The 21,656-nt window shown below is 33.7% G+C and carries 19 protein-coding genes, 2 tRNA genes and 1 pseudogene; 8 read left to right on the top strand and 14 right to left on the bottom strand.

Features of this window, described 5'->3' with window-relative positions; all coding sequences use genetic code 11:
* The first annotated feature begins 190 nt into the window (after positions 1-190).
* The 3 genes from yfbV to cysK all read left to right on the top strand — a co-directional run bounded on the left by yfbV (position 191) and on the right by cysK (position 2,437).
* A complete protein-coding gene (gene yfbV, locus H3U96_RS00400) occupies positions 191-646 on the top strand; it encodes a terminus macrodomain insulation protein YfbV (RefSeq protein WP_165755226.1) in 456 nt (151 codons plus the stop codon).
* A 10-nt stretch (positions 647-656) separates the two neighbouring features.
* Positions 657-1,163: a primosomal replication protein PriC gene (gene priC / locus H3U96_RS00395; protein WP_165601670.1), complete on the top strand. Its 507-nt coding sequence runs from the start codon at positions 657-659 to the stop codon at positions 1,161-1,163.
* A gap of 308 nt (positions 1,164-1,471) precedes the next feature.
* Complete coding sequence (cysK, locus tag H3U96_RS00390; protein WP_086361117.1) at positions 1,472-2,437, top strand: cysteine synthase A; 966 nt, start codon at positions 1,472-1,474, stop codon at positions 2,435-2,437.
* 84 nt (positions 2,438-2,521) lie between these two features.
* Here cysK and ruvB read toward each other — a convergent pair whose 3' ends face one another.
* From ruvB to recQ, 7 genes are all read right to left on the bottom strand, one after another.
* Positions 2,522-3,526, bottom strand: a complete 1,005-nt coding sequence (gene ruvB / locus H3U96_RS00385; protein WP_065612869.1) for a Holliday junction branch migration DNA helicase RuvB — start codon at positions 3,524-3,526, stop codon at positions 2,522-2,524.
* Positions 3,527-3,540: 14 nt separating this feature from the next.
* On the bottom strand, positions 3,541-4,149 hold the full coding sequence (ruvA, locus tag H3U96_RS00380) for a Holliday junction branch migration protein RuvA (RefSeq protein WP_065612868.1): 609 nt from the start codon (positions 4,147-4,149) through the stop codon (positions 3,541-3,543).
* 256 nt (positions 4,150-4,405) lie between these two features.
* Positions 4,406-4,744 (bottom strand): YbaB/EbfC family nucleoid-associated protein, encoded by a 339-nt coding sequence (locus H3U96_RS00375; protein ID WP_065578932.1) that lies wholly within the window; start codon positions 4,742-4,744, stop codon positions 4,406-4,408.
* Between the two features lie 34 nt (positions 4,745-4,778).
* Positions 4,779-6,845 carry a DNA polymerase III subunit gamma/tau gene (dnaX, locus tag H3U96_RS00370; RefSeq protein WP_198195263.1) on the bottom strand — a complete coding sequence of 689 codons (2,067 nt, stop codon included), beginning with the start codon at positions 6,843-6,845 and terminating at the stop codon, positions 4,779-4,781.
* Between the two features lie 251 nt (positions 6,846-7,096).
* On the bottom strand, positions 7,097-8,275 hold the full coding sequence (locus H3U96_RS00365) for a M20 family metallopeptidase (protein ID WP_198195632.1): 1,179 nt from the start codon (positions 8,273-8,275) through the stop codon (positions 7,097-7,099).
* Between the two features lie 92 nt (positions 8,276-8,367).
* Positions 8,368-9,594 carry a hypothetical protein gene (locus H3U96_RS00360; protein ID WP_370545620.1) on the bottom strand — a complete coding sequence of 409 codons (1,227 nt, stop codon included), beginning with the start codon at positions 9,592-9,594 and terminating at the stop codon, positions 8,368-8,370.
* A 105-nt stretch (positions 9,595-9,699) separates the two neighbouring features.
* Positions 9,700-11,529 (bottom strand): DNA helicase RecQ, encoded by a 1,830-nt coding sequence (gene recQ / locus H3U96_RS00355; protein WP_198195261.1) that lies wholly within the window; start codon positions 11,527-11,529, stop codon positions 9,700-9,702.
* Positions 11,530-11,821: 292 nt separating this feature from the next.
* Here recQ and H3U96_RS00350 point away from each other — a divergent pair.
* Positions 11,822-11,898 (top strand) — tRNA-Val (locus H3U96_RS00350).
* Between the two features lie 313 nt (positions 11,899-12,211).
* Here H3U96_RS00350 and H3U96_RS00345 read toward each other — a convergent pair.
* Entirely contained in the window at positions 12,212-13,306 is a 1,095-nt protein-coding gene (locus H3U96_RS00345) for an acyltransferase (protein WP_198195260.1), read from the bottom strand.
* A 300-nt stretch (positions 13,307-13,606) separates the two neighbouring features.
* Here H3U96_RS00345 and H3U96_RS11175 point away from each other — a divergent pair, with 300 nt between their 5' ends.
* Complete coding sequence (locus tag H3U96_RS11175; RefSeq protein ID WP_086356964.1) at positions 13,607-14,182, top strand: serine acetyltransferase; 576 nt, start codon at positions 13,607-13,609, stop codon at positions 14,180-14,182.
* 574 nt (positions 14,183-14,756) lie between these two features.
* Here H3U96_RS11175 and H3U96_RS00335 read toward each other — a convergent pair.
* Positions 14,757-14,828 (bottom strand) — tRNA-Arg (locus H3U96_RS00335).
* A gap of 127 nt (positions 14,829-14,955) precedes the next feature.
* Between H3U96_RS00335 and H3U96_RS00330 the strand changes: the two genes are divergently transcribed.
* Entirely contained in the window at positions 14,956-15,714 is a 759-nt protein-coding gene (locus H3U96_RS00330) for an MlaA family lipoprotein (RefSeq protein WP_065579010.1), read from the top strand.
* Positions 15,715-15,759: 45 nt separating this feature from the next.
* Here H3U96_RS00330 and H3U96_RS00325 read toward each other — a convergent pair whose 3' ends face one another.
* Together H3U96_RS00325 and H3U96_RS00320 are read right to left on the bottom strand one after the other, a co-directional pair.
* Positions 15,760-16,557, bottom strand: coding sequence for a TIGR03915 family putative DNA repair protein (locus tag H3U96_RS00325; protein ID WP_198195259.1), 798 nt, complete (start codon positions 16,555-16,557; stop codon positions 15,760-15,762).
* A gap of 3 nt (positions 16,558-16,560) precedes the next feature.
* On the bottom strand, positions 16,561-17,826 hold the full coding sequence (locus H3U96_RS00320; RefSeq protein WP_065579011.1) for a putative DNA modification/repair radical SAM protein: 1,266 nt from the start codon (positions 17,824-17,826) through the stop codon (positions 16,561-16,563).
* A 311-nt stretch (positions 17,827-18,137) separates the two neighbouring features.
* Here H3U96_RS00320 and fabB point away from each other — a divergent pair, with 311 nt between their 5' ends.
* Positions 18,138-19,349: a beta-ketoacyl-ACP synthase I gene (gene fabB, locus H3U96_RS00315; RefSeq protein WP_065578940.1), complete on the top strand. Its 1,212-nt coding sequence runs from the start codon at positions 18,138-18,140 to the stop codon at positions 19,347-19,349.
* Positions 19,350-19,473: 124 nt separating this feature from the next.
* On the opposite strand, the pseudogene H3U96_RS11360 reads toward fabB, so the two are convergent.
* Positions 19,474-19,554, bottom strand: a pseudogene (locus H3U96_RS11360) (terminase small subunit); the annotation flags it as partial.
* Between the two features lie 149 nt (positions 19,555-19,703).
* On the opposite strand from H3U96_RS11360, the gene H3U96_RS00305 reads away from it, so the two are divergent.
* A complete protein-coding gene (locus tag H3U96_RS00305) occupies positions 19,704-19,943 on the top strand; it encodes a hypothetical protein (protein ID WP_065578941.1) in 240 nt (79 codons plus the stop codon).
* A gap of 468 nt (positions 19,944-20,411) precedes the next feature.
* Here H3U96_RS00305 and H3U96_RS00300 read toward each other — a convergent pair whose 3' ends face one another.
* Both H3U96_RS00300 and H3U96_RS00295 read right to left on the bottom strand, forming a co-directional pair.
* The gene (locus H3U96_RS00300) at positions 20,412-20,843 is read right to left on the bottom strand and encodes a hypothetical protein (protein WP_065578942.1); all 432 of its coding nucleotides are present in this window, start codon (positions 20,841-20,843) and stop codon (positions 20,412-20,414) included.
* 101 nt (positions 20,844-20,944) lie between these two features.
* Positions 20,945-21,397, bottom strand: coding sequence for a hypothetical protein (locus H3U96_RS00295; protein ID WP_086361208.1), 453 nt, complete (start codon positions 21,395-21,397; stop codon positions 20,945-20,947).
* Between the last annotated feature and the right edge of the window lie 259 nt (positions 21,398-21,656).

Here is a 21,656-nt window from a genome sequence, read left to right as displayed (position 1 = left end):
AATTCCTATAAATTGAATAAAAAGATATATACCAATCAAAATTGGTAACTCCACACATGATTAAATAATCAATGTGATATACAAGGCGACTTCTGATATCTTGGTTTTTAAGATAAAATAAAGAGAGCCCCCAATTTGAATGACACTATTTTAAGACATTAAAATGTGAATGTCGAGGAATCCAAATCAGATGAATTTAGTTAAAAAATTTAAGGCAGGTCAAACATATATGGATCTTTGCCCCAAAGATAAGGCGCTTTCATATTCATTTCCGGAATTAAAAATTATTAACCACATAAAAACCGCGAAAAAAATCTTACCACCAATTATTATTGGCTTAATTGTTTGGCAATATTATTTACCAGCACAATTAGCGGTAACTATTGTTACCATTTTATTTGCTTTGAGCTTACCCATTCAAGGAATATTATGGTTAGGCTATCGAGCTCAATCACCATTACCACTAAATTTGGTTGATGATTATAACCGTATTAAATTACAACTAATCGAAAAAAAAGTAATCAGTCCAAACCACAATCCTAATGAAAAATTAACGTTTGAAGCATTAATTAAATTAATGAATCTATCTAAAATTCATTTAGGCAATTATTTTGGACAAGATGATGATACATCTAACCAACAATGAAGATATATTTATGCAGAACTTTTTGGAAAAATTAAAAGAGCAGATCAATCAACTTGAGCAACAGATCAACCTAGCTGATCAACCTGCTTATCAAGAACACTATTTTGATGAACATCTGTTTAATAGCAGTAAGATTGAAGTCGATTTTCAATTTTATATCGATAAGATTAAGCTTACTTATCAATCCCTCTGTGATGCCGCTTTAACCGAAAAACTAAGTCAAATTGAATTTTTATCAGAAAAACTTATTGACCAAATCACTGCTCTAAGTCGAGAACTTGCTACTGTACATTTACGTAAGCAACCAACAAGTTACGTGATTAAAGAAACAGTAGCGGAAAAACATTCCAGACATTTAGATTATCTACGTCGATTGCAAGAGATGAAATACGAATTAGAACTATCACCTGAGGCTATTGATTATACAAAAATAGCAGCATTAGATAATCGAATATATCGTTGTGAACAAGCAATTAAAAAAATTGAATTAGATATGGAAAATGAGGTCTTCGATTAAGTTGAATTATTTTTTATCAGTATATTGCGCTTAAAATATTCTTTTTTCTATATTCTCTTTTTTATCTGTACAACATAAATTTAGTAGACTTACTGTAATTTGGCGATAGATATACCTGTCAATTTAAGCTAATCCATTTTTCATCATGATAATGTTCAAGTACTTGCTCTTTTAACCTATTGCTTATTCCCAAAATGCATATTGTTATAATTATTAATTAGTTTCATCTTTTATAGTTATATTTATAATGATATTAATATTAACAAAGTGATACTATTTATCATTAGGCAATAAAAAAGGATTCAAACATGAGTAAAATATTTGATGATAATTCACAGACCATTGGCCATACGCCTTTAGTTCGCTTAAAACATTTCGGACGAGGAAATATATTAGCCAAAGTAGAATCTCGTAACCCTAGTTTCAGTATTAAGTGTCGCATTGCATCAAATATGATTTGGGATGCTGAGAAACGTGGTTTATTAAACCCTGATGTTGAACTTATCGAGCCAACTAGTGGTAATACCGGTATCGCACTTGCTGCGGTTGCAGCTGCTCGTGGATATAAATTAACCTTAACCATGCCTGAAAGCATGAGCATTGAACGCCGTAAACTTTTAAAAGCTTTAGGTGCTAATCTCGTGCTAACCGATGCAGCTAAAGGAATGAAAGGCGCAATCGAAAAAGCAGAAGAGATCGTTGCCAGTAATCCTAAACACAATATTATGCTACAACAATTCAGTAATGCCGCTAATCCAGAAATTCATGAAAAAACTACTGGACCAGAAATCTGGCTTGACACAGATGGACAAGTCGATATTTTTGTTGCTGGGGTCGGTACTGGTGGGACTTTTACTGGTGTAACTAAGTACATTAAAAAAACACAAGGTAAAAACATTACTGCAGTAGCGGTTGAACCAAGTACCTCACCTGTTATTAGCCAAGCACTTGCTGGTGAGCCAATCAAACCAGGACCACATAAAATACAAGGTATTGGTGCAGGATTCATTCCTGATAATTTAGATTTAAGTTTGATTGACTTGGTCGAAAAAGTAAGCAATGAAGATGCTATCGATACTGCGCGGCTATTAATGGAAAAAGAAGGTATTTTAGCAGGAATTTCATCCGGTGCGGCAGTATTTGCTGCTGACCGCTTGGCGCGACTACCAGAAAATGCCAATAAAACCATCGTGGTTATCTTACCATCTTCAGGTGAACGTTATCTTAGTACTGATTTATTCAGTGGTATTTTTACTGAAAAAGAACTCGGTTAATTTATACTACAAAAGCAAAACACCGCCAATCGGCGGTGTTTTATCAAATATTCGACAATTTAAACTGAAAGTCAGTTGGTCTAGTTAATCATCTTGAACAATACCAAAATGTCGATAAGCATGAGGTGTGGCAATTCTGCCTCTCGGCGTTCTTTGGATATAACCTTGTTGAATCAAAAATGGTTCTAACACATCCTCAATAGTTTCACGCTCTTCACCTATTGCAGCTGCAATATTATCTAAACCTACTGGCCCACCCATAAATTTCTCGATAATAGCCAGAAGTAACTTACGATCCATATAATCAAAGCCTTCATTATCGACATCTAACATATCTAATGCTTGAGTGGCAATTCGTTCATCAATAACACCTTTAGATTTGACATCAGCATAATCCCTAACCCGCCGTAACAAACGGTTAGCAATCCGTGGCGTACCTCGCGAACGCTTGGCAATTAGGTAAGCACCTTCTTTAGAAAGATCCATACCTAAAAATTTTGCACTACGGCTAACAATATATTCCAAATCTTCTACACGATAAAACTCAAGTCGTTGCACAATACCAAAGCGATCACGTAATGGCGACGTTAATGAGCCCGCTCGAGTCGTTGCGCCAATAAGGGTAAAAGGAGGCAGATCTATTTTAATTGAACGTGCTGCTGGCCCTTCACCAATCATAATATCAAGTTGATAATCTTCCATTGCCGGATATAAGATTTCTTCAACAACTGGCGATAATCGATGAATTTCATCAATAAATAGCACATCATTCGGTTCTAAATTGGTTAGCATAGCAGCTAAATCACCCGCTTTTTCCAATACTGGTCCTGATGTGGTACGTAAATTAACATTCATTTCATTAGCAACAATATTTGCCAATGTAGTTTTACCTAGACCTGGAGGACCAAATATTAAAACATGATCAAGTGCGTCACTACGCTGTTTAGCAGCTTGAATAAAAATTTTCATCTGCTCACGAACTTGAGGTTGGCCAATATATTCATCCAAATACTTAGGACGAATGGCTCGATCTAAAGACTCTTCTTCTTTTTGTGCCTGTGGAGCAATTAAACGATCCGCTTCAATCATTATCAATACCTACTTTACAATACTGACTTTAATGCTTCACGTATTAGCATTTCACAATCCATTTCTGGTCTAATGACTTTACTAATAATACGGCTGGCTTCTTGTGGTTTATAACCCAAAGCAATAAGCGCTGAAACTGCTTCACTTTCAATTTGGTTGGATGATTTTTTAATATCACCAATATCAATAGCCGGGTTAACATTTGATAGTTCTTCACCAAAGCGTTTAACACGATCTTTCATTTCAACAATTAATCGTTCAGCGGTTTTCGTCCCGACCCCCGGTAATTTGACCAATGTTTTAATTTCACCTTGTTCAACAGCGTTAATAAATTGTGCTGCAGACATTCCAGATAAAATCGCCAGCGCTAATTTTGGGCCAACGCCATTAACTTTAATTAATTCACGAAATAACTCTCGTTCTTGCTCATGATTAAATCCATAAAGCACTTGAGCATCTTCTCGAACAGCAAAATGAGTTAACACAATTACCTCTTTGCCATTGTCGGGTAACTCATAAAAACAGGTCATTGGCATAAAAACTTCATAGCCAACACCACCAACTTCAATTAATACTTTAGGTGGTTGTTTCTCAATAATGATTCCACGTAAACGACCTATCACAATATATCCTTAATAAATTTAATGTTGATTAAATAAGTTTGCTTAAAATAAACCTATATTAAACAACCTTTAAGATTCTAGATTAATCAAATTGATATAATCAACATTGAAAGTGAATTGAATGTAATTATCAGTTAGTTTACCTGATAGGAAAAAATTAATAAAGAAAAACTGTATAAATAGACAGGAGATAAAAAGAAATTTTGCCGACTAAGTCGGCAAAATGTATAAGACGATATCTGATTAATTTTTCAACTTAAAATGGCATTTTAAAGCCTGGAGGTAATTGCATGCCGCCAGTTACTTGAGCCATTCTTTCTTTTTGCGCCTCTTCTAAACGACGAGTTGCATCATTGTAAGCAGCCGCAATCAAATCTTCTAACATTTCTTTATCATCTTCAGTTAATAAAGATGGATCAATTTCCACACGTTTACAACTATGCGCACCATTTACAGTTACTTTAACGATACCAGCACCTGACTCACCGGTAACTTCTAATTTAGCAATTTCTTCCTGAGCTTGCTGCATTTTTGCTTGCATTTGTTGGGCTTGTTTCATCAAATTACCCAAACCGCCTTTTCCACCTGGAAACATAATTATTCCTCATTAAAAAACATTTATTCTGTAATTATACAGGACGAATACTCGATTCATCAATCTTGGCATCAAAATATTGACAAATCGTCTCAACTTTAGGATCTTGATGAATCGTCAATTTAGCTTGTTCAAGCTTTTGTTGATATAAATCCTCACGCATTTCTAACGGCGTCTTATTAGCCTTATTATCATCAATCACCACCTCTAGATTGAGTGTTTTTTGACGATAATTTGACAGCGCAGTTCGCAACTTAATACAATTTGCTGACGATTTAGCTAGATGCTCCACAGCCGAACGCGTATGCAAAATAATATGATTATCATCAATTAATTCAGGGTAGGAATTAATCGCAATTTGTTTAATTAATGGCGCAAGTTCTAATTGTTCAATTTCAGCACACCAAGCGTCTTTTTCAGCCATTTCGACAATTAATTTTTTAACCATTTCTGGCGTTTTATCAACTTTGAAAGAATCGCATAATGTTTTTGCATCAAGTGCTGGTTCATTTTTTGTTTCAACTATGCCACAAGCCTGCCATTGATAATTTTCAGCAGTTATCTCTTCTTGTTCCACTTCCTCATCACTTTTTTCACTATCATTGCCTAGCTTGGCAAGCTGCTGAACGTCATCCCGTTTACTGTTAATTAAAGAATTAGATGGTTGATGATAATCAACCAATTCAGGCTTTTTTGGCTTTTGTTCCTCTTTCATTAACTGCATTCGCATCTCTAAAATGTTTTTAGTGATTGATGATGCATCATCAGGAAGTGATATTTCTGGTTGTGAAACAGTATTTTCATCACTAGTAGCTGGTCTTACTATTGTACTGTCATTTAATTGCTGATTCTCAATAGCTGACTTAACAGTTTGCTGTACAGGCTCTGCCTCATTTACGTTTTGTGATGAAGTTGTCACAACTTGAGCTGGTTGTGTTCTAATAGGCGATTCAGCTTTTTTTGTCGGTGTAGTCGGTATAGTCGCTGTTGCAGCTGGTGGCATAATCGCATCGACATTTTTAGGCATAAATGCTAAAGCGCGCAAAAAACTCATTTCAACACCCATTTTTTTATCTGGTGCAAAAGCAAGTTCTTTCCGACCCATTAATAAAATTTGATAAAATAGTTGCACATCATTAGGCGCCATATATTGAGCTAAGAAGCGTAACTGTTCTTCATTATCTGTATAATCACCCAATGCTGTCGGCACAACTTGTAATAAGGCAATTTGATGTAACAAAGCAATAGATTCGGCTAATAAATTATCCCAATCTGCACCTTGCAAAGCAGCCGCTTCAATCTGTTGCATCAAAGTATTACCATCATTTTGATAAAGAGCATTAATTAATGAAAAAGGAATTGCTTTATCTAAAGTACCAAGCATGGAGGCTACTGACGCAGCATCAATTTTACCATTACCAAGCGCTATTGCTTGATCGGTTAAACTTAATGCATCGCGCATACTACCATTTGCTGCTTTAGCTAACAGCTGTATTGCTCGCGGTTCACTTTCAATTTGTTCTAATTGCAAAATATGTTTTAGTTGCTCAGCAATTAATGATGTATCAAGCACATTTAAGTGCAGATGCAGACAGCGAGATAAAATAGTGATAGGTAATTTTTGCGGATCAGTTGTTGCTAATAAAAACTTAACGTGTTCTGGTGGCTCTTCCAATGTTTTTAATAAAGCATTGAAGCTACTACGAGAGAGCATATGTACTTCATCGATTAAGTAAACTTTAAAACGGCCTTTGCTTGGCAAATATTGAATATTATCTAAAATTTCCCGAGTATCTTCGACTTTAGTACGTGAGGCAGCATCAATTTCGAGTAAGTCAACAAAACGACCCTGTTCAATCTCACGACAATTATCACAAACACCACAAGGCGTTGCCGTTATACCACTTTCACAATTTAAGCCTTTGGCTAACAATCGAGCAATCGAAGTTTTACCTACACCTCGAGTACCAGAGAACAGATAAGCGTGATGTACTCGACCAAGAGAAAGAGCATTAGATAAAATTTTTAAAACATGCTGTTGCCCTACTACTTCAGAAAATGATTTTGGTCGCCACTTACGTGCTAAGACTTGATAACTCATAATCACCATTACTTTTACTAATAAATTTTGCTAATCATACCATAAAGTGTCAATTTAGTCTTTAAGATGCCGATAACCGATTCGATATTAGGTGAGATTTTTAAGCAATAAAATCCCCTTTGCACAAATTTTCAAATTATTAGGCTGTTTTGGGGAGTTAATTTATTGAAAAATGATTTATCAACCTTCAAACAGTAAATCGAAGGTTGATAAGTAAAGAAAATAATCAATTGATGATTAATTATGAATGGCTAATCTTGATTTAAATAGGCCCATGCATATTGTACATAAAATTCTGCACCTAACGCCATACCATCTTCGTCAACATTAAAACAGCCATGGTGATGTGGCCATTGAGTATCTTTTTCAGGATTACCAGATCCAACTAAAGCAAAAGCACCAGGAATGTTTTCAGTATAATAACTAAAGTCTTCACCACCGGTAGTTGGTGCTTCAAAATACAATGCATCTTCACCAAATGATTCTACAATGACTTTTTGTGCTAATAGTGCGCTTTCTTTATCGTTTATAACTGGTAAGGTCCCATAGATATACTCGACTTCAGCGGTCGCTCTATACATAGCTGCTACTTGGTTGGCATAACGTCTAATTGCAGCTTCTATTTTTTCACGCACTGCAACATTAAAACATCTCACAGTACCTTCTAATACCGCATTTTCAGCAATTACGTTAAAACGCGTACCCACATCCATTCGACCTATAGTCACAACCGCAGGATCGAGAGGCGATATTTCACGAGAAACAATTGATTGAACATTCATAACAAATGCAGATGCAACCATAACCGCATCCACGGTATCATGTGGCATTGAACCATGACCACCACGACCTTTAAATTTAACCGTTAATAGATCGGCTGAAGCAAAGCTTGAACCAACAACACAAGATACTTTACCTACTGGCATTTGTGACCATATATGCATACCAAAAGCGCTATCAACACCTTCAAGTACGCCTTGTTCGATCATCCCTTTTGCCCCTTGTGCAATTTCTTCAGCCGGCTGAAATACTAATCGCACATTACCTTTTAACTGTTCCCGGATAGAATATAACGTTTTAGCAGCAGTGAGCAGCATAGCGGTATGAGTATCATGTCCACAAGCATGCATTTTGCCATCAATAGTGGATTGATAATCAATATTGGTACTTAATTCCTTAACCGGTAAAGCATCAATATCTGCCCTTAGTAAAATCGTTTTACCTGGTTTACCGCCTTGGATCTCAGCAATAATACCTGTCGGCTTAGTGCGTCGATAAGTAATACCAATTTTATCAAGTTCTTCAGCAATTCTATCAGTAGTTCTAAATTCTTCCCACGGTAATTCTGGATGGCGATGTAAATCACGACGAAACGTAATCATGTCGTTAATGTTCTGTTTTATTGAATCTTTAATAGTTTGATTAATCATGTTACTACCTTTTATATATTTCATATGTATTCTTTTAATAGTGCACATATTTGCACAAATCTACAAGTTGAATCTGATAATTAAATTTCCAACTAATTAATTGGCGTTAACGGACCAACAATCATATTAACCATGATGCCAGCTAACACAACCGATACCATCGTTACTGAAATAAATCCTCCAATTAACATCGGTGGTAACATATGGCTAGTTAATACCTCTTTCTCTTTTGGATCTTTGGTTAAATTATTAATAACCTCGTTAGTGATAATATAATCAGCCGGAAAGCCATATAGTGCTGTTAAAGCGATCGAAAAAGCCATTTCTTTACTTACTTTTAAAACTTTACCGACAATAACCGAAAAAATAAACATCCCAACAACAGCAGAAAGAATAAAAATAATTAAAGGTGTGATAAGTCTAATTAACATATCCGGCGTTGCTCGGCTCAAAGTATCAAAAATAAATAACATTAACCCCATAACCGCAAGCCCAAAACCACCGGCTTTCTTTAAAGGGTGACGTTCTAAAAAACCTAAAGAAGCAGCAACAACACCAAATAATAAACATAAAACAAATGGACTAATACTGACGACAGGTTTCAATACTTCCGATACTGAGTAAGCTAAAAAGCCCACTATTGCAATACGTAAAAAGATAAAGTACGAAGAATTATAACTTGCTGGAATTTTAGCAAACAGACCTGGCATCGGATTTTCATCAGTAGTTGCAGCTTGTTTATCCATAGTACTAACATCTTTTTCAACGACCCAAGTCCCTTCATGATATTTTTTCAATACACGGCGACCTTCTTTTTTCAGCATAATTGAAGTTAATGGATAACCAATAAAACCTTGCATTACATAGATTATAATTGCAAATACAGCCAGATCTGGCAATCCTGCATCAGTTGCCCCTTTAGCCATAATAATGGCTGAAACAATACCACCGACTAATGGTGGAATAGCGACAATAATGGTGTTGAGGTCAAAAAATAGATATCCAACCATAATAGCAACAACAATAATACCCACAATTCCTGAAAGCGATATAAGTATTGTCTTCCATTGTAGTATCAACTCATTTATTGATAACAAAGTTCCCATGTTTACAATCAATAAATACATAAACATAACAGCTACTACATTTGGGATACCTGCTCGAGCAACAATATCAGTTGGGAAGAATGTCCAATAACCTAATAAAAACAGGACAGCACAAATAAAAACTGAAGGTATCCAAGCTTTAGTCCGTGTTGAAACAACATCACCTAGATATAAAATAATAAGCAATAAAACTAATGCCAACATCTGTGGCATATCATTCATAGTGGGCATAAAAACTCCATTTTTAATAAATTAAATTATAAAAAATAATTAAAATGATTTAAAAAATAGCTATTATAGATAATATTTTAAACATTGTTATAAGTTTTTTATCATAAAATCATTAATTTCGTCTAAGAAAAGATTACCATATTTTTCTAATTTAATTTTGCCAACACCGGTAACATTAATCAGTTGTTTCTTACTTTCTGGTTTGGTTTGCACCATTTCAAGTAATGTTGCATCACTAAATACAATATAGGGGGCAATATCTTCCATATCAGCAATTTCTTTGCGCAACCGCTTAAGATTGTTGAATAATATTCGTTCTTCATAAGATAATATCGTAGTTAAATTAATCGCTCTAGCATAACGATTTAAACGACTTTTCTTCACGATTTCTAAACGTGGTTTTGCTAAAGATAAGGCTACTTGACCTTTAAGTATCGCACGTGCTTGTTCGGTCAATTGTAACGTAGTGAAGGTGGAAATATTTTGACTGACATATCCCAAATAAATTAATTGTCTAATTACACTAAGCCAATAGTCAGAAGAATGCGCTTTACCTATACCATAAACCGATAATTTATCATGACCATTTTCTTTAATTTGCGAGCGCGAAGATCCTCGTAGTACATCAACAACATATTGAGCACCATAGCGCTGTTCAACTCGGTATATACACGAAAGAATTTTTTGTGCATCAATTAATCCATCATAATGCTCAGGAGGATAAAGACAGATATCACAGTTGTTGCAAGGTTCGGTTCTATTTTCGCCAAAATAGTTAAGTAATACCGTGCGCCGACAGGTCATACTTTGGGCAAATGACTCCATAGCTTGTATCTTATGTAGCTCAACTTGCTTATGTTTATTCTCTGGTTTATCGGCGATTTGTCGATGGTACCAATTTAGATCTTTACTATTAAATAATAAAAGTGCCTCTGCCGGAACGCCATCCCGGCCAGCTCGACCAGTTTCTTGATAATATGCCTCAATCGTTCTAGGGCAATCAGCATGTACTACAAAGCGAACATTAGGTTTGTTTATTCCCATACCAAAAGCGACAGTTGCAACAATAATTTGCACATTATCTTTCAAAAAACTCTCCTGAGCTTGTTGACGTTCAGCAATGGTTAAACCAGCATGATAAGCAACGACAGAAAATCCCCTTGTAGCAAGTCTGGTTGTCATATCCTCAACTTTGGAGCGACTTGAACAGTAAACAATACCACTATTCCCCTTTTGCGTTTCAATAAAAGAGACAACTTGCTCTGTAAGATTAAATTTTTCAACTACCGTATAACGTATATTTGGTCGATCAAAACTACGTACTACCACCAAAGGATCGATTAAATTAAGTTGATTAATCACATCAGCTTGAGTCAATTTATCGGCAGTTGCTGTTAACGCTATAATAGGCACTTCAGGGAAACGCAATGATAAATGGCTTAATTGACGATAGTCAGGTCTAAAATCATGCCCCCATTGTGAAATACAATGCGCCTCATCAATAGCTATTAATGAAGGAGGATAAGCAGTAATTAATGAAGAAAAGGACGACACAGCCAGTCGCTCAGGTGAAATATATAATAATTTAATTGAATGATTTAAATATTTTTCAATAATATTTTGTTGCTCTTCTGGAGCTTGAGTTGCATTTAAAAAAGCGGCTGGAATCCCATTAACTAATAATTGATCGACTTGATCCTTCATTAACGAAATAAGTGGCGAAATAACCAATGCGGTACCGGGCAATAATACTGCCGGAATCTGGTAACACAGTGATTTGCCACCACCAGTTGGAATAATGGTTAATGTATCTCGCCCGGCAATAACTGATTCAATTATATCTCTTTGCTGATTTCTAAACGATTTGTAACCAAAAACATTGTGTAACACGTCCTCAATCTGATCTCTAAATGACATACTAACCTGAACCAGTAATACCTTATCTATTTTTTATGGAGTATATCGAATTTGATATGAACAAACCACCGTGAATTTACATTTATTTACAAATCATAATAAATAGAACTTCTTCAAAAATTAACATCGTTGAGTAAAAATGACAAAAAACAAAATTCTGTATATTATTGGATTAACAATATTGATTGTTTTTCCAACAAACAAACGCAAAAGATTAAAAAAACAACTAATTTTGATTTTTTTTACTTGAAACAAAACAATTTGCCAGCTAATATTTGCATGTTTCAAATGTACGCCCGTAGCTCAGTTGGTTAGAGCATCACCTTGACATGGTGGGGGTCAGTGGTTCGAGTCCACCCGGGCGTACCAATTCAAAGATTTATCCTACAAGCCTTACAACAAATTTAAATCACCTAAAAAAAACTGTTGAGGTAAAACCGGGATTACCCTATGTCAATAATTAGTTATTTTAATATCAAAATAACTAATTTATGCGAGCCGTCGCTTAATCATTTTCACTAAACAATATTAATCGATAATCAATCAAAATAACAATTATTGAAAAATAGAGTAACAATAAAAATCACTAAAGTTTACATAAATCAGTTATCAAATAAAAAACTAAATATGATAATCCAAATGCAGATTATCATAATAACTTTCAGAAACTAAGATTCATTGATCAACTTTTTTTAGTTTTAGTTATTTTTCCACCAAAATTAATACCTGTTCTTTCTACAAAATAAAACGTAAATATGCTAACCAATAATGTTATAAATATTGTTATTAATGTATTGACTAAATAGCTACCATTTCTTAAAAATACCAAATTTATTAGAAATAAAATCAAACCATGAATTAAATAAATACTATAGCTAATGGTACCAAGTGAAATTAAGATTTTTGTCTTTAATAGTCCAAAAACAGAATTACCATTGCTAATAACTATAAATACCAACCCTAATAATAAGCAATAAACAAGTGGTTTATTATGTAGAAAAACAGAAAACATTGTTATTAATAAAATGATAAATGAGGTTATGTGGTTAACTAATATTTTTTTGTTAATTTTTAAATAATTATTAGCAATTAAGCTGGCTAACATCCCAAAAAAGAAAGGTATGATATTAGTAATAGTTAATACCATTATTTTAGACTGATTTATGATAATAATAGTCGCTAACCCTAGCAAAACAAATGCAATTGAAACAATTTTTTTTCTATTAAATAAACTTAGAAACGGAACACAAAAATAAAAAATCCACTCTATTTTTAAAGTCCATAAAACACCAGCTAAAGGTACTGAACCAGGAGCTATTGAAGAAATTGTTTTTATGTCTACAAAATAAAAACATAACCACGATAAAAAAGATTTGATACATTTTTTAAGACTTGAAAATTCAGCTGGTCCAGTGATTAAAGCGGAAACAAAAACCAACAAAATTACAAAATAATATAATGGTGAAATTCTAAAAAATCTTTTTATAAAAAAGTTTTTAATATTAATATGTCCTTCAGAGCGGATAAGCTTATCATAAAACAAAAAACCGGTAATCATAAAGAAAATACAGACACCAAATCCACCGAGGGAATAAATTGTCGCACCAATATCAAGATTTACTGATTTATCAAATGTTTGAGATAAAGTATCTTGATCCCACCATGTTTTGAAATGAAGAAAATGATATGATAACAAGGAATGAACAAACATTACGCATATTGCGGCTATACCTCTTAATCCATCAATATTTTGGTATTTATTTTTTTCGTCAACCAAGACATGTTTAATTCTTTTCGGCAGAAAATAATACATAATTGACATAAAAACAAAAGGACTAACAACAACAAAAAGTAAAGTAAAGTAATTAATATTCATATATTTAGTTATAAAATTTTTTCTTATTATTATATATTAACACTTATTAAGTTAATATCAAATTAATTGATTTTTTTATATCTCATCATTTAGAGCCTAATTAATATTAACAACTTCTTTTGGTTTTAGACTCAAATGTTTTTTAAGATTAATAAATTAAATATGTTAGAATTAAACCAGTTAAAATAAAGGATTATTTCAATGAAATACATACAAATTATTCATTTTTTGCTTAATCATGATTTGACGCATTTGAAACAATGTTGGTTAAACGAATTAACTGGTGGAAAAAAAATATCTATCTATAGAATATTAAAATCATACTTAAGCACAAGGTCATTACAAAAAAAATATCTATTTTGGTGGCGACTTATTAACGAAATGTATTTATACGGTAATAGAAAACAGAAGGATATTGCAAAACGTATACAGATGAAATTAATTAATCAGTTCTGTATTGATATAATGTTAGGCACTAAAATTGGTAAAAATTTATCAATTGTTCATCCACACTCTATTACTATCAATAAAAATGTAACTATAGGAGAAAACTTTATTGTTCACCATAATGTAACCATAGGTATAGGACATGAGCCAATAAACATAATAATTGGTGATAACGTTTATATTGGGACAAACTCTATCATATTAGGTGGCGAAATAACTATTGGGAATAATGTCAAAATTGGAGCCATGTCATTTATAAACAAAGACATTCCAGATAATTGTACTGTTTATACTCAAAAGAGTAATATAATTATTCAAAACAATTATTAATTACCTACTGATTTAAATAAAAAAAAGCATAGTTTGTTCTATCTATAATTTCAACAATGTAGTAATAAACCAATTCATCGATTTTAAATAAATCAACATATTACAGTTTAATTAATATCGTAAAATAGTGGGAATTTTAATCGCTATATTTTAAATTGCTTATAAAACCATCGAAAAATAAAAAAATTGCTACTAACCAAAAAATAAACCACAACTGCTATATAAAATTTCGCTAAAAGCATAATCTTTAATTCATAACTTTTACAACTTATGCTAAATCCGAATTAAGATAAATCAAATAAAATTCTAACTTTTTGTCAAAAAATTATTGAATTTTTTGCTGATCTTGAAGAGGAAATTCTCCCATTAAATGGCCTAAATAGTTCAGAAATATCTAATTTTGATAGTAAATTACATTCTTATCAAAAACAACTAACAAAAAACACGCAAAATGTTTTAAAAACTGAATGGGAGCGGGTTAAAAAAGGCATTTAATAAAATATTAATGTAGTAAAACTTTAAGGAGATTACTGCATCACTGATAAATTTTATTAGTTTGAATTTAAAATAAAATTGACCTCAGTAGGAATCGAACCTACAACTAGCCCTTAGGAGGGGCTTGTTATATCCATTTAACTATGAGGTCATCAAAGGCGTTTATTCTAATAAATTTATCAATGCAATATCAATCAAATAATGAAAAATTTTCTATTTTAAGCAAACATGATACAATCCTTACATTCGACATTTTATCACTTGTATTCGGTAGCATTATGAGAAAAAAAATTATAGGTATGATGTTCTCGGTTTTAGCACTGACGGGTTGTGCGACCTATAAGGCTGAAACAAATAGTTATAGTGACCCGTTATCGGGTTTTAATAAAACCATGTTTAATGTTAACTACTATGCGCTTGACCCTTATATTTTGCGCCCTGCTGCCGTAGTATGGAAAGATTATGTACCAACACCAGTTCGTAAAGGGGTAGTTAATTTTTCCTCTAACCTTTCTGAACCAGCATCAATGGTAAATAGTGCTTTACAAGGTGAAGGGCATGAAGCCGGTAAACATTTAGCAAGATTCTTTATTAATACCGTTTTTGGTGTTGCCGGTTTATTTGATGTTGCAAGTGTAGCAGATCCTCAATTACAAAAAGGACCTAAACGTGGTTTTGGTGATACATTAGGTCATTACGATGTCCCTTATGGCCCTTATGTTGTATTACCTTTCTATGGTTCGGCAACACTTCGTCAAGAAGGAGGTGACCTGGTTGATACTTTATATCCGCCACTTGTTTGGATCGATTGGCAATGGGCACTGGTTCGCGGTGTATTTGATGGCATTGAAGCTCGAGCTGTGGCCATTGAGTATGAAGATTTAATTAAAAATAGTGATGACCCATACAACTTTATGCGTAATGCTTACTTCCAGCGCAATGATTTTAATGCTTCTGGCGGTAAAGTTGATGAGCAAAAAGAACAACAACGCCAACAAAGCATTAACGGCATTCTTGATGAAATTGATGCCCAATAAATTTTACTATTTATCATTAATTAACGCCGATTTATTCGGCGTTTTTTATTTGCCTTGCATTTCGGGTAAATGGTGCCAAAACCGTCTAGGCATATTTTGCCTTTGTAATCTTGGATTGATTCGTTCCTTAATGGTTAAGGCCTGACAATAACGATTCCACATGGTTTGAAACAATTTTTCATCATCAGTTAGATAATCTTGATTAATTTGCTTATTAACGATCAGAGGATCGTTATCGTTCAACCAGATTTGCTCAATCTTATCTAAATCATAAAAATAACCATATTGGCGTTTTTCATCATAAATTGCCCATTTTTGATCGGCATAACGATCTTTAAAAAATCGAGTGGTTAACGGTAAAGCGTTATATATAGGCTCTATAACCGCAAAGTAAATTTTGTCATTATTATCACAACTGTTGGCTGGATTTTGAATGCTATTAAAGCGAACAAATTGCTGAATATGATGTTTTTCTTTATTTACCTTTTTAGCTATATCATAAACAGCTAACACATCCGCATCAGCAAAATCAGTTTCAATCGAATTGGTTGACTTGAATACTTTACAAATATAGCGAAAAATAATTAAATCACTTTCAGGTAATTCTGATAGCCAAGTAAACAAGAGTTGATTTAGTGCAATCTGCGATAATTTTTTTTGCAGTGCAGTGTAAACACGCTCATATTTACTGTTGCGATATTCGACTTGATGAAAATCGGTAACCAAAAGTGGCATATCCTCACCCTCAACTAATAGACATTCAGGCATTTTTTTTAGTTTAAATGCATCAAATACCGCGCACATTAGTCCTTCGAAAGATTTATCATAATAAAACGCTAGCATAAATTACCATCCCATAACTAGTTGCTGTGGAAGGGATTGTTGTTTTACTTCAAGCCGAGGCGAATCTTGTAAACTTAGGCGTATATATTCAGCAGATGAATCCAGTACTTTAAATGTATTCATTTCATGACAAATAATAAAAAACTGCGCTCGTTTTAGCACCACACCAATACGTTTGAGCGCCTCTTTATTTAGTTTGCGATGTCGCCTTGCCATAACAATTAATTTTGCTGATTTAACGCCAATACCTGGCACGCGTAAGATTTTTTGGTAACTATCCCGATTGATATCAACCGGAAAAAATTGCGGATTACGAATCGCCCAAGATAATTTGGGATCAACCGTCAAATCAAGATCTGGATGTTCATCATTTACAATTTCATCGACACTAAAATCATAAAAACGAAGTAACCAATCTGCCTGATATAACCGATTTTCTCTTACTCTTGGAACTTCTTGCAAAACCGGTAATCGCTTATCATAACTATTTACTGGAATAAATCCCGAATAGTAAACCCGTTTCATACTTGGTCGCTTATATAGCTTGGCGGTGAGCTGTAAAATTTGATTATCGGTTTCATCTGTCGCACCAATAATCACCTGAGTACTTTGCCCTGCCGGAACAAATTTTGGTGTTGATTTGATTTTTTTACGATCTTCGATATTTTCTAGCAAATTTTGCTGGATATGTCGCATTGGTTGATAAATGGTTTGATGATCTTTATCTGGCGCCAATAATTTTAAATTACGCTCGGTAGGGATCTCTAAATTGACACTCATTCGATCAACGAGTAAACCAGCTTCACGAATCAATTCATTGCTGGCACCGGGAATCGCCTTCATATGGATATAACCATTAAAGTTATATTCTTGCCGCAATATTTTGACCACACGAATCATTTTTTCCATCGTATGATCAGCACTACGAACAATACCCGAGCTTAAAAACAGCCCTTCAATATAATTGCGACGATAAAATTCAATCGTCAGTTCCGCTAACTCTTTCGGCGTAAATCCTGCACGAGGAATATCATTACTCTGGCGATTGATACAATAAGCACAGTCAAACATGCAATAATTAGTTAACATGATTTTCAACAGCGAAACGCATCGACCATCAGCAGTAAATGAATGGCAAATACCACAGCGAGAAGCACTACCAATACCTTTATTTTTATTACTGCGTGAAGTACCACTTGAAGCACATGAAATATCATATTTTGCAGATTCGGCTAAAATCTCAAGCTTTGAGATCATTTTCTCTTGAATCATAATCATCACCAATAACTGTATATATTTACAGTATTATAGTGATTTTATTGGTATAAGCAAGTTAATAATCAGATCGAATTTAAAAAATATTTGTTCAATAAACTCGCGATTAAGACTGATTTAATCAAGATATTATTAATAGAATGTAAATATAATCATATTAATTGATTTATTGACCTGTCATGCCAATTTTATTTATTAACTTAACAAATAAAATCAATCTGGGGGTATTGTTCAGCTTACAAGTGTACGCTATAATCAGACCAATTTTTCATATGAAGCCAGTTAACTTAGGAGTAGAGCATTAGATGAAACGTGTAGTAATTACAGGATTAGGTATTCTTTCAAGCATTGGGAATAATACCAAAGAAGTTTTAGAGTCGTTAAGAGTAGGCCGAAGTGGTATTACTTTTTCGCAAGAAATGAAAGATAGCGGAATGCGTAGTCATGTTTGTGGTAATGTTAAATTAGATACAACTGGATTAATCGATCGAAAAGTTGTCCGTTTTATGAATGATGCGTCTATTTATGGATATCTTGCACTGCAACAAGCAATCGAAGATGCAAAATTAACCCCAGAGCAAGTATCTAATCCACGTACAGGTCTTATCGCTGGTTATGGTGGCTCAACCAAAACTCAATATAATGTTGTTGCCGGCATGAAAGAAAAAGGTTTAAGAGGTGTTGGCCCTTATGCAGTAACAAAATCGATGTCATCAGCGATTTCTGCATGTTTAGCGACACCATTTAAAATTAAAGGTGTTAGCTACTCAATGACTTCTGCTTGTGCAACATCAGTACACTGTATTGGTCATGCTGCTGAACTTATTCAACTTGGTAAACAAGATGTCGTGTTTGCTGGTGGTGGTGAAGAACTATGTTGGGAAATGTCATGCGAATTTGATGCTATGGGCGCATTATCAACTAAATATAACGACACACCAGAAAAAGCATCTCGTGCCTATGATAAAAACCGTGATGGTTTTGTAATCGCAGGCGGTGCCGGAATGGTAGTAGTTGAAGAACTTGAGCATGCTCTTGCCCGTGGTGCACATATCTATGGTGAACTTGTTGGTTATGGGGCAACATCAGATGGTTATGACATGGTTGCGCCATCTGGTGAAGGGGCAATGCGTTGTATGCAGCTTGCTATTCAAGATCTTGATGGACCAGTTGATTATATCAATACTCATGGTACATCAACTCCAGTTGGTGATGTCAAAGAGTTATGGGCAATCAAACAAGTATTTGGTGATAATATCCCGGCTATCTCTTCAACTAAATCCATGACTGGTCACTCATTAAGTGCCACCGGTGCACAAGAATTGATTTATTCACTACTTATGCTTGAACACGGCTTTATTACACCAAGTATCAATATTGACGAACTTGCAGATGAAGCAGTAGGCATGAATATTATTACCGAGCCAACCGAACGTGAATTAACCACAGTAATGTCTAATAGCTTTGGTTTCGGCGGTACTAATGCGTCAATTGTCATGAAAAAATATCAAGGATAATTGTAAAATTATCTAACCAATAATAAAAAACCGTTCATAATTAGAACGGTTTTTTATTTAACAGTGAACTTTGGAAAGTAGCAATCACAACAGTACGCATCTTTCTAAACTACCTAGTTTCTTCGCTCACTGTATTTTTGCTGTATCCAGCCTTTATTGCTGCTTGTGTCGCATTGAGATCAACTAAATACTCACGACAAAACAACTCCTAACAGCCCTCATAGGTTCATCCTGTAAAGCTATTAATTAATATTTGACCTGAGTTCATCACATAATTTACTTATTTGACTATGCACCGCTACTTAATCCGTATAACATATCATCACTCAAAAATTATTTATTACGAGGTTTAAAATGCCTACTGATATTAAACAAATCAACTTTAGTGAATTTCATGAAATAAAAGATTGGTTAATCAAAAACGGCTATAAAGGGAACAAATTAAATTGGAAACTTATGCGAGGATTAGCGCACGTAATAAAAGAATATTTTAATAAAGACTTTTTGGATCATCTAACATGGCAAGAACTTGATGAATTTCACGCAAAATCTCCAATACACTTTCTAGTTTTGGAGATTTCAAAAACTAGATAACAAACAATATGTCATTAAATTCTTTAGTTAGTATTCATAATGTAGCTAAATTCATTTGAATAATATTCATTATATTCTTCATTAGAGATGAGTTTTAATCAGGCAAGGAATTAGTCAAAGCAAGGCAAATAATGAAAAGTTATCTAATATCATCTAAAACTCACACCTAAGTGATCCTTTTTTAGAATTGTCAGTGAGTGTAGAATTAGTTCTGGTGCATTTTTGCACCGATTGAAGTTGAATTTCTGAATTTTAGGCACAAAAAAACCGCTCTAGGCGATTTAATGAAAATGAACCTTTTGAAGTAAAAATTTTTGCCCATCCAAGGTAACTAATTATTTTATTGTTTTTCATACGGCTGTCGCTATGGCAAGCCCCTATGTTATTAGTATTCCTTTACGCAAACCACCTACAGAGTAGTAAACAAGAAGGTGCAAAGTTGAATTTATAGTCAATAGAATAATTGTCTTATTCTTTAATTCGTTCACAAACAAATTCATCTTTAGATTTGCTAATTGGTTTATTGTTTTTATCGATGGTTATATATATATTAGTAATACTATAACTATCTTTGGATAGATATTCAATCTTATGAGATATTTGCATGTCATCGACAACATACTCAGTTTTTTTGTAAATATCCTCTAGATTAAAAGGCATTAAATATTCTTTGAATAAAGATGAACTCCAAAAAAGTTTTCCATCTTTTTTGGTGAAGATATATTTATATTCACCAACTTCAGGGTCACCGAAATCTTGCAGCTTACCCTTCTTTGAGTCTGCTTTTTGCGTGCTAACTGTGCAATTCCACTCCCCAAGAAGCATCTCTTCGGTTACTTTTTTCTCACCGCAACCAAACAACGCAAAACAAGTTAACCCCAATAATGCAATTCTTTTCATGCCATTTCCTTTGAATTTTTTTGTAATGGTATGTTATTTAAAATATTTGGGTAATAAAAAAATCTCGTTAGAGGGTTGAATTGATTTTAATCAATAGATGATTATTTTATTCTTGTGCAAACTTTTAGTATTTTAGTTTTAGGGTAGAGGGGGAAATAGCCTCTCTCTATATAAGCTTCGCAAAATTCCTCCCTTTCATAAGTAAACTCATTACTTGTATTTTTTGATAATTTTTTATTATAACTCCATTTACCACACAAGTTAGTTAAAGCTTCCATATTTAAATTGTTATAAAATATATCCAAATCAAATTCTATAGCTTTGTGATTCTCAGTTTTTGATAATAAAATTCCATTAACAATTTCATATGATTGAATTACTTGTTCGCTATCAGTTTCAAAATAATCACTATATCTTTTAAGTTTAGAATCATACTCACTTCCATATTCTTTATGGATGCAGTTCCACTTACCCACAAGGTACTCTTTTGTCACCTTATTATCACTACAGCCAGATAATGATAAACAGACCAAGCTTAATAATATCTTTTTCATACCATTTCCTTTTTAGGCAATAGTATGTTATATAAAGATTAAAAGCAATAAAAAACCGTCAGAAGGCGGTTTGTATGGATTTTTGGCCACCTACACGGCAGTGAACTGACACCAGAGATGATTTGGGGTAAATAGAATTTTCTAAACTACCTACACGGTAGCGAACAACAGCAGCACTATATCGCGTTTCAAGCGATGCTTTCTAAACTACCTACACGGTAGCGAACTAGAATCCAATATACTATAAATGCAGTTGGCA

This window comes from Gilliamella sp. M0364 (assembly GCF_016100565.1).
GTDB classification, from domain to species: Bacteria; Pseudomonadota; Gammaproteobacteria; order Enterobacterales; family Orbaceae; genus Gilliamella; species Gilliamella apis.
The sequence above is the reverse complement of the archived record's forward strand: the minus strand, read 5'-3'. Positions and strand labels throughout refer to the sequence as shown.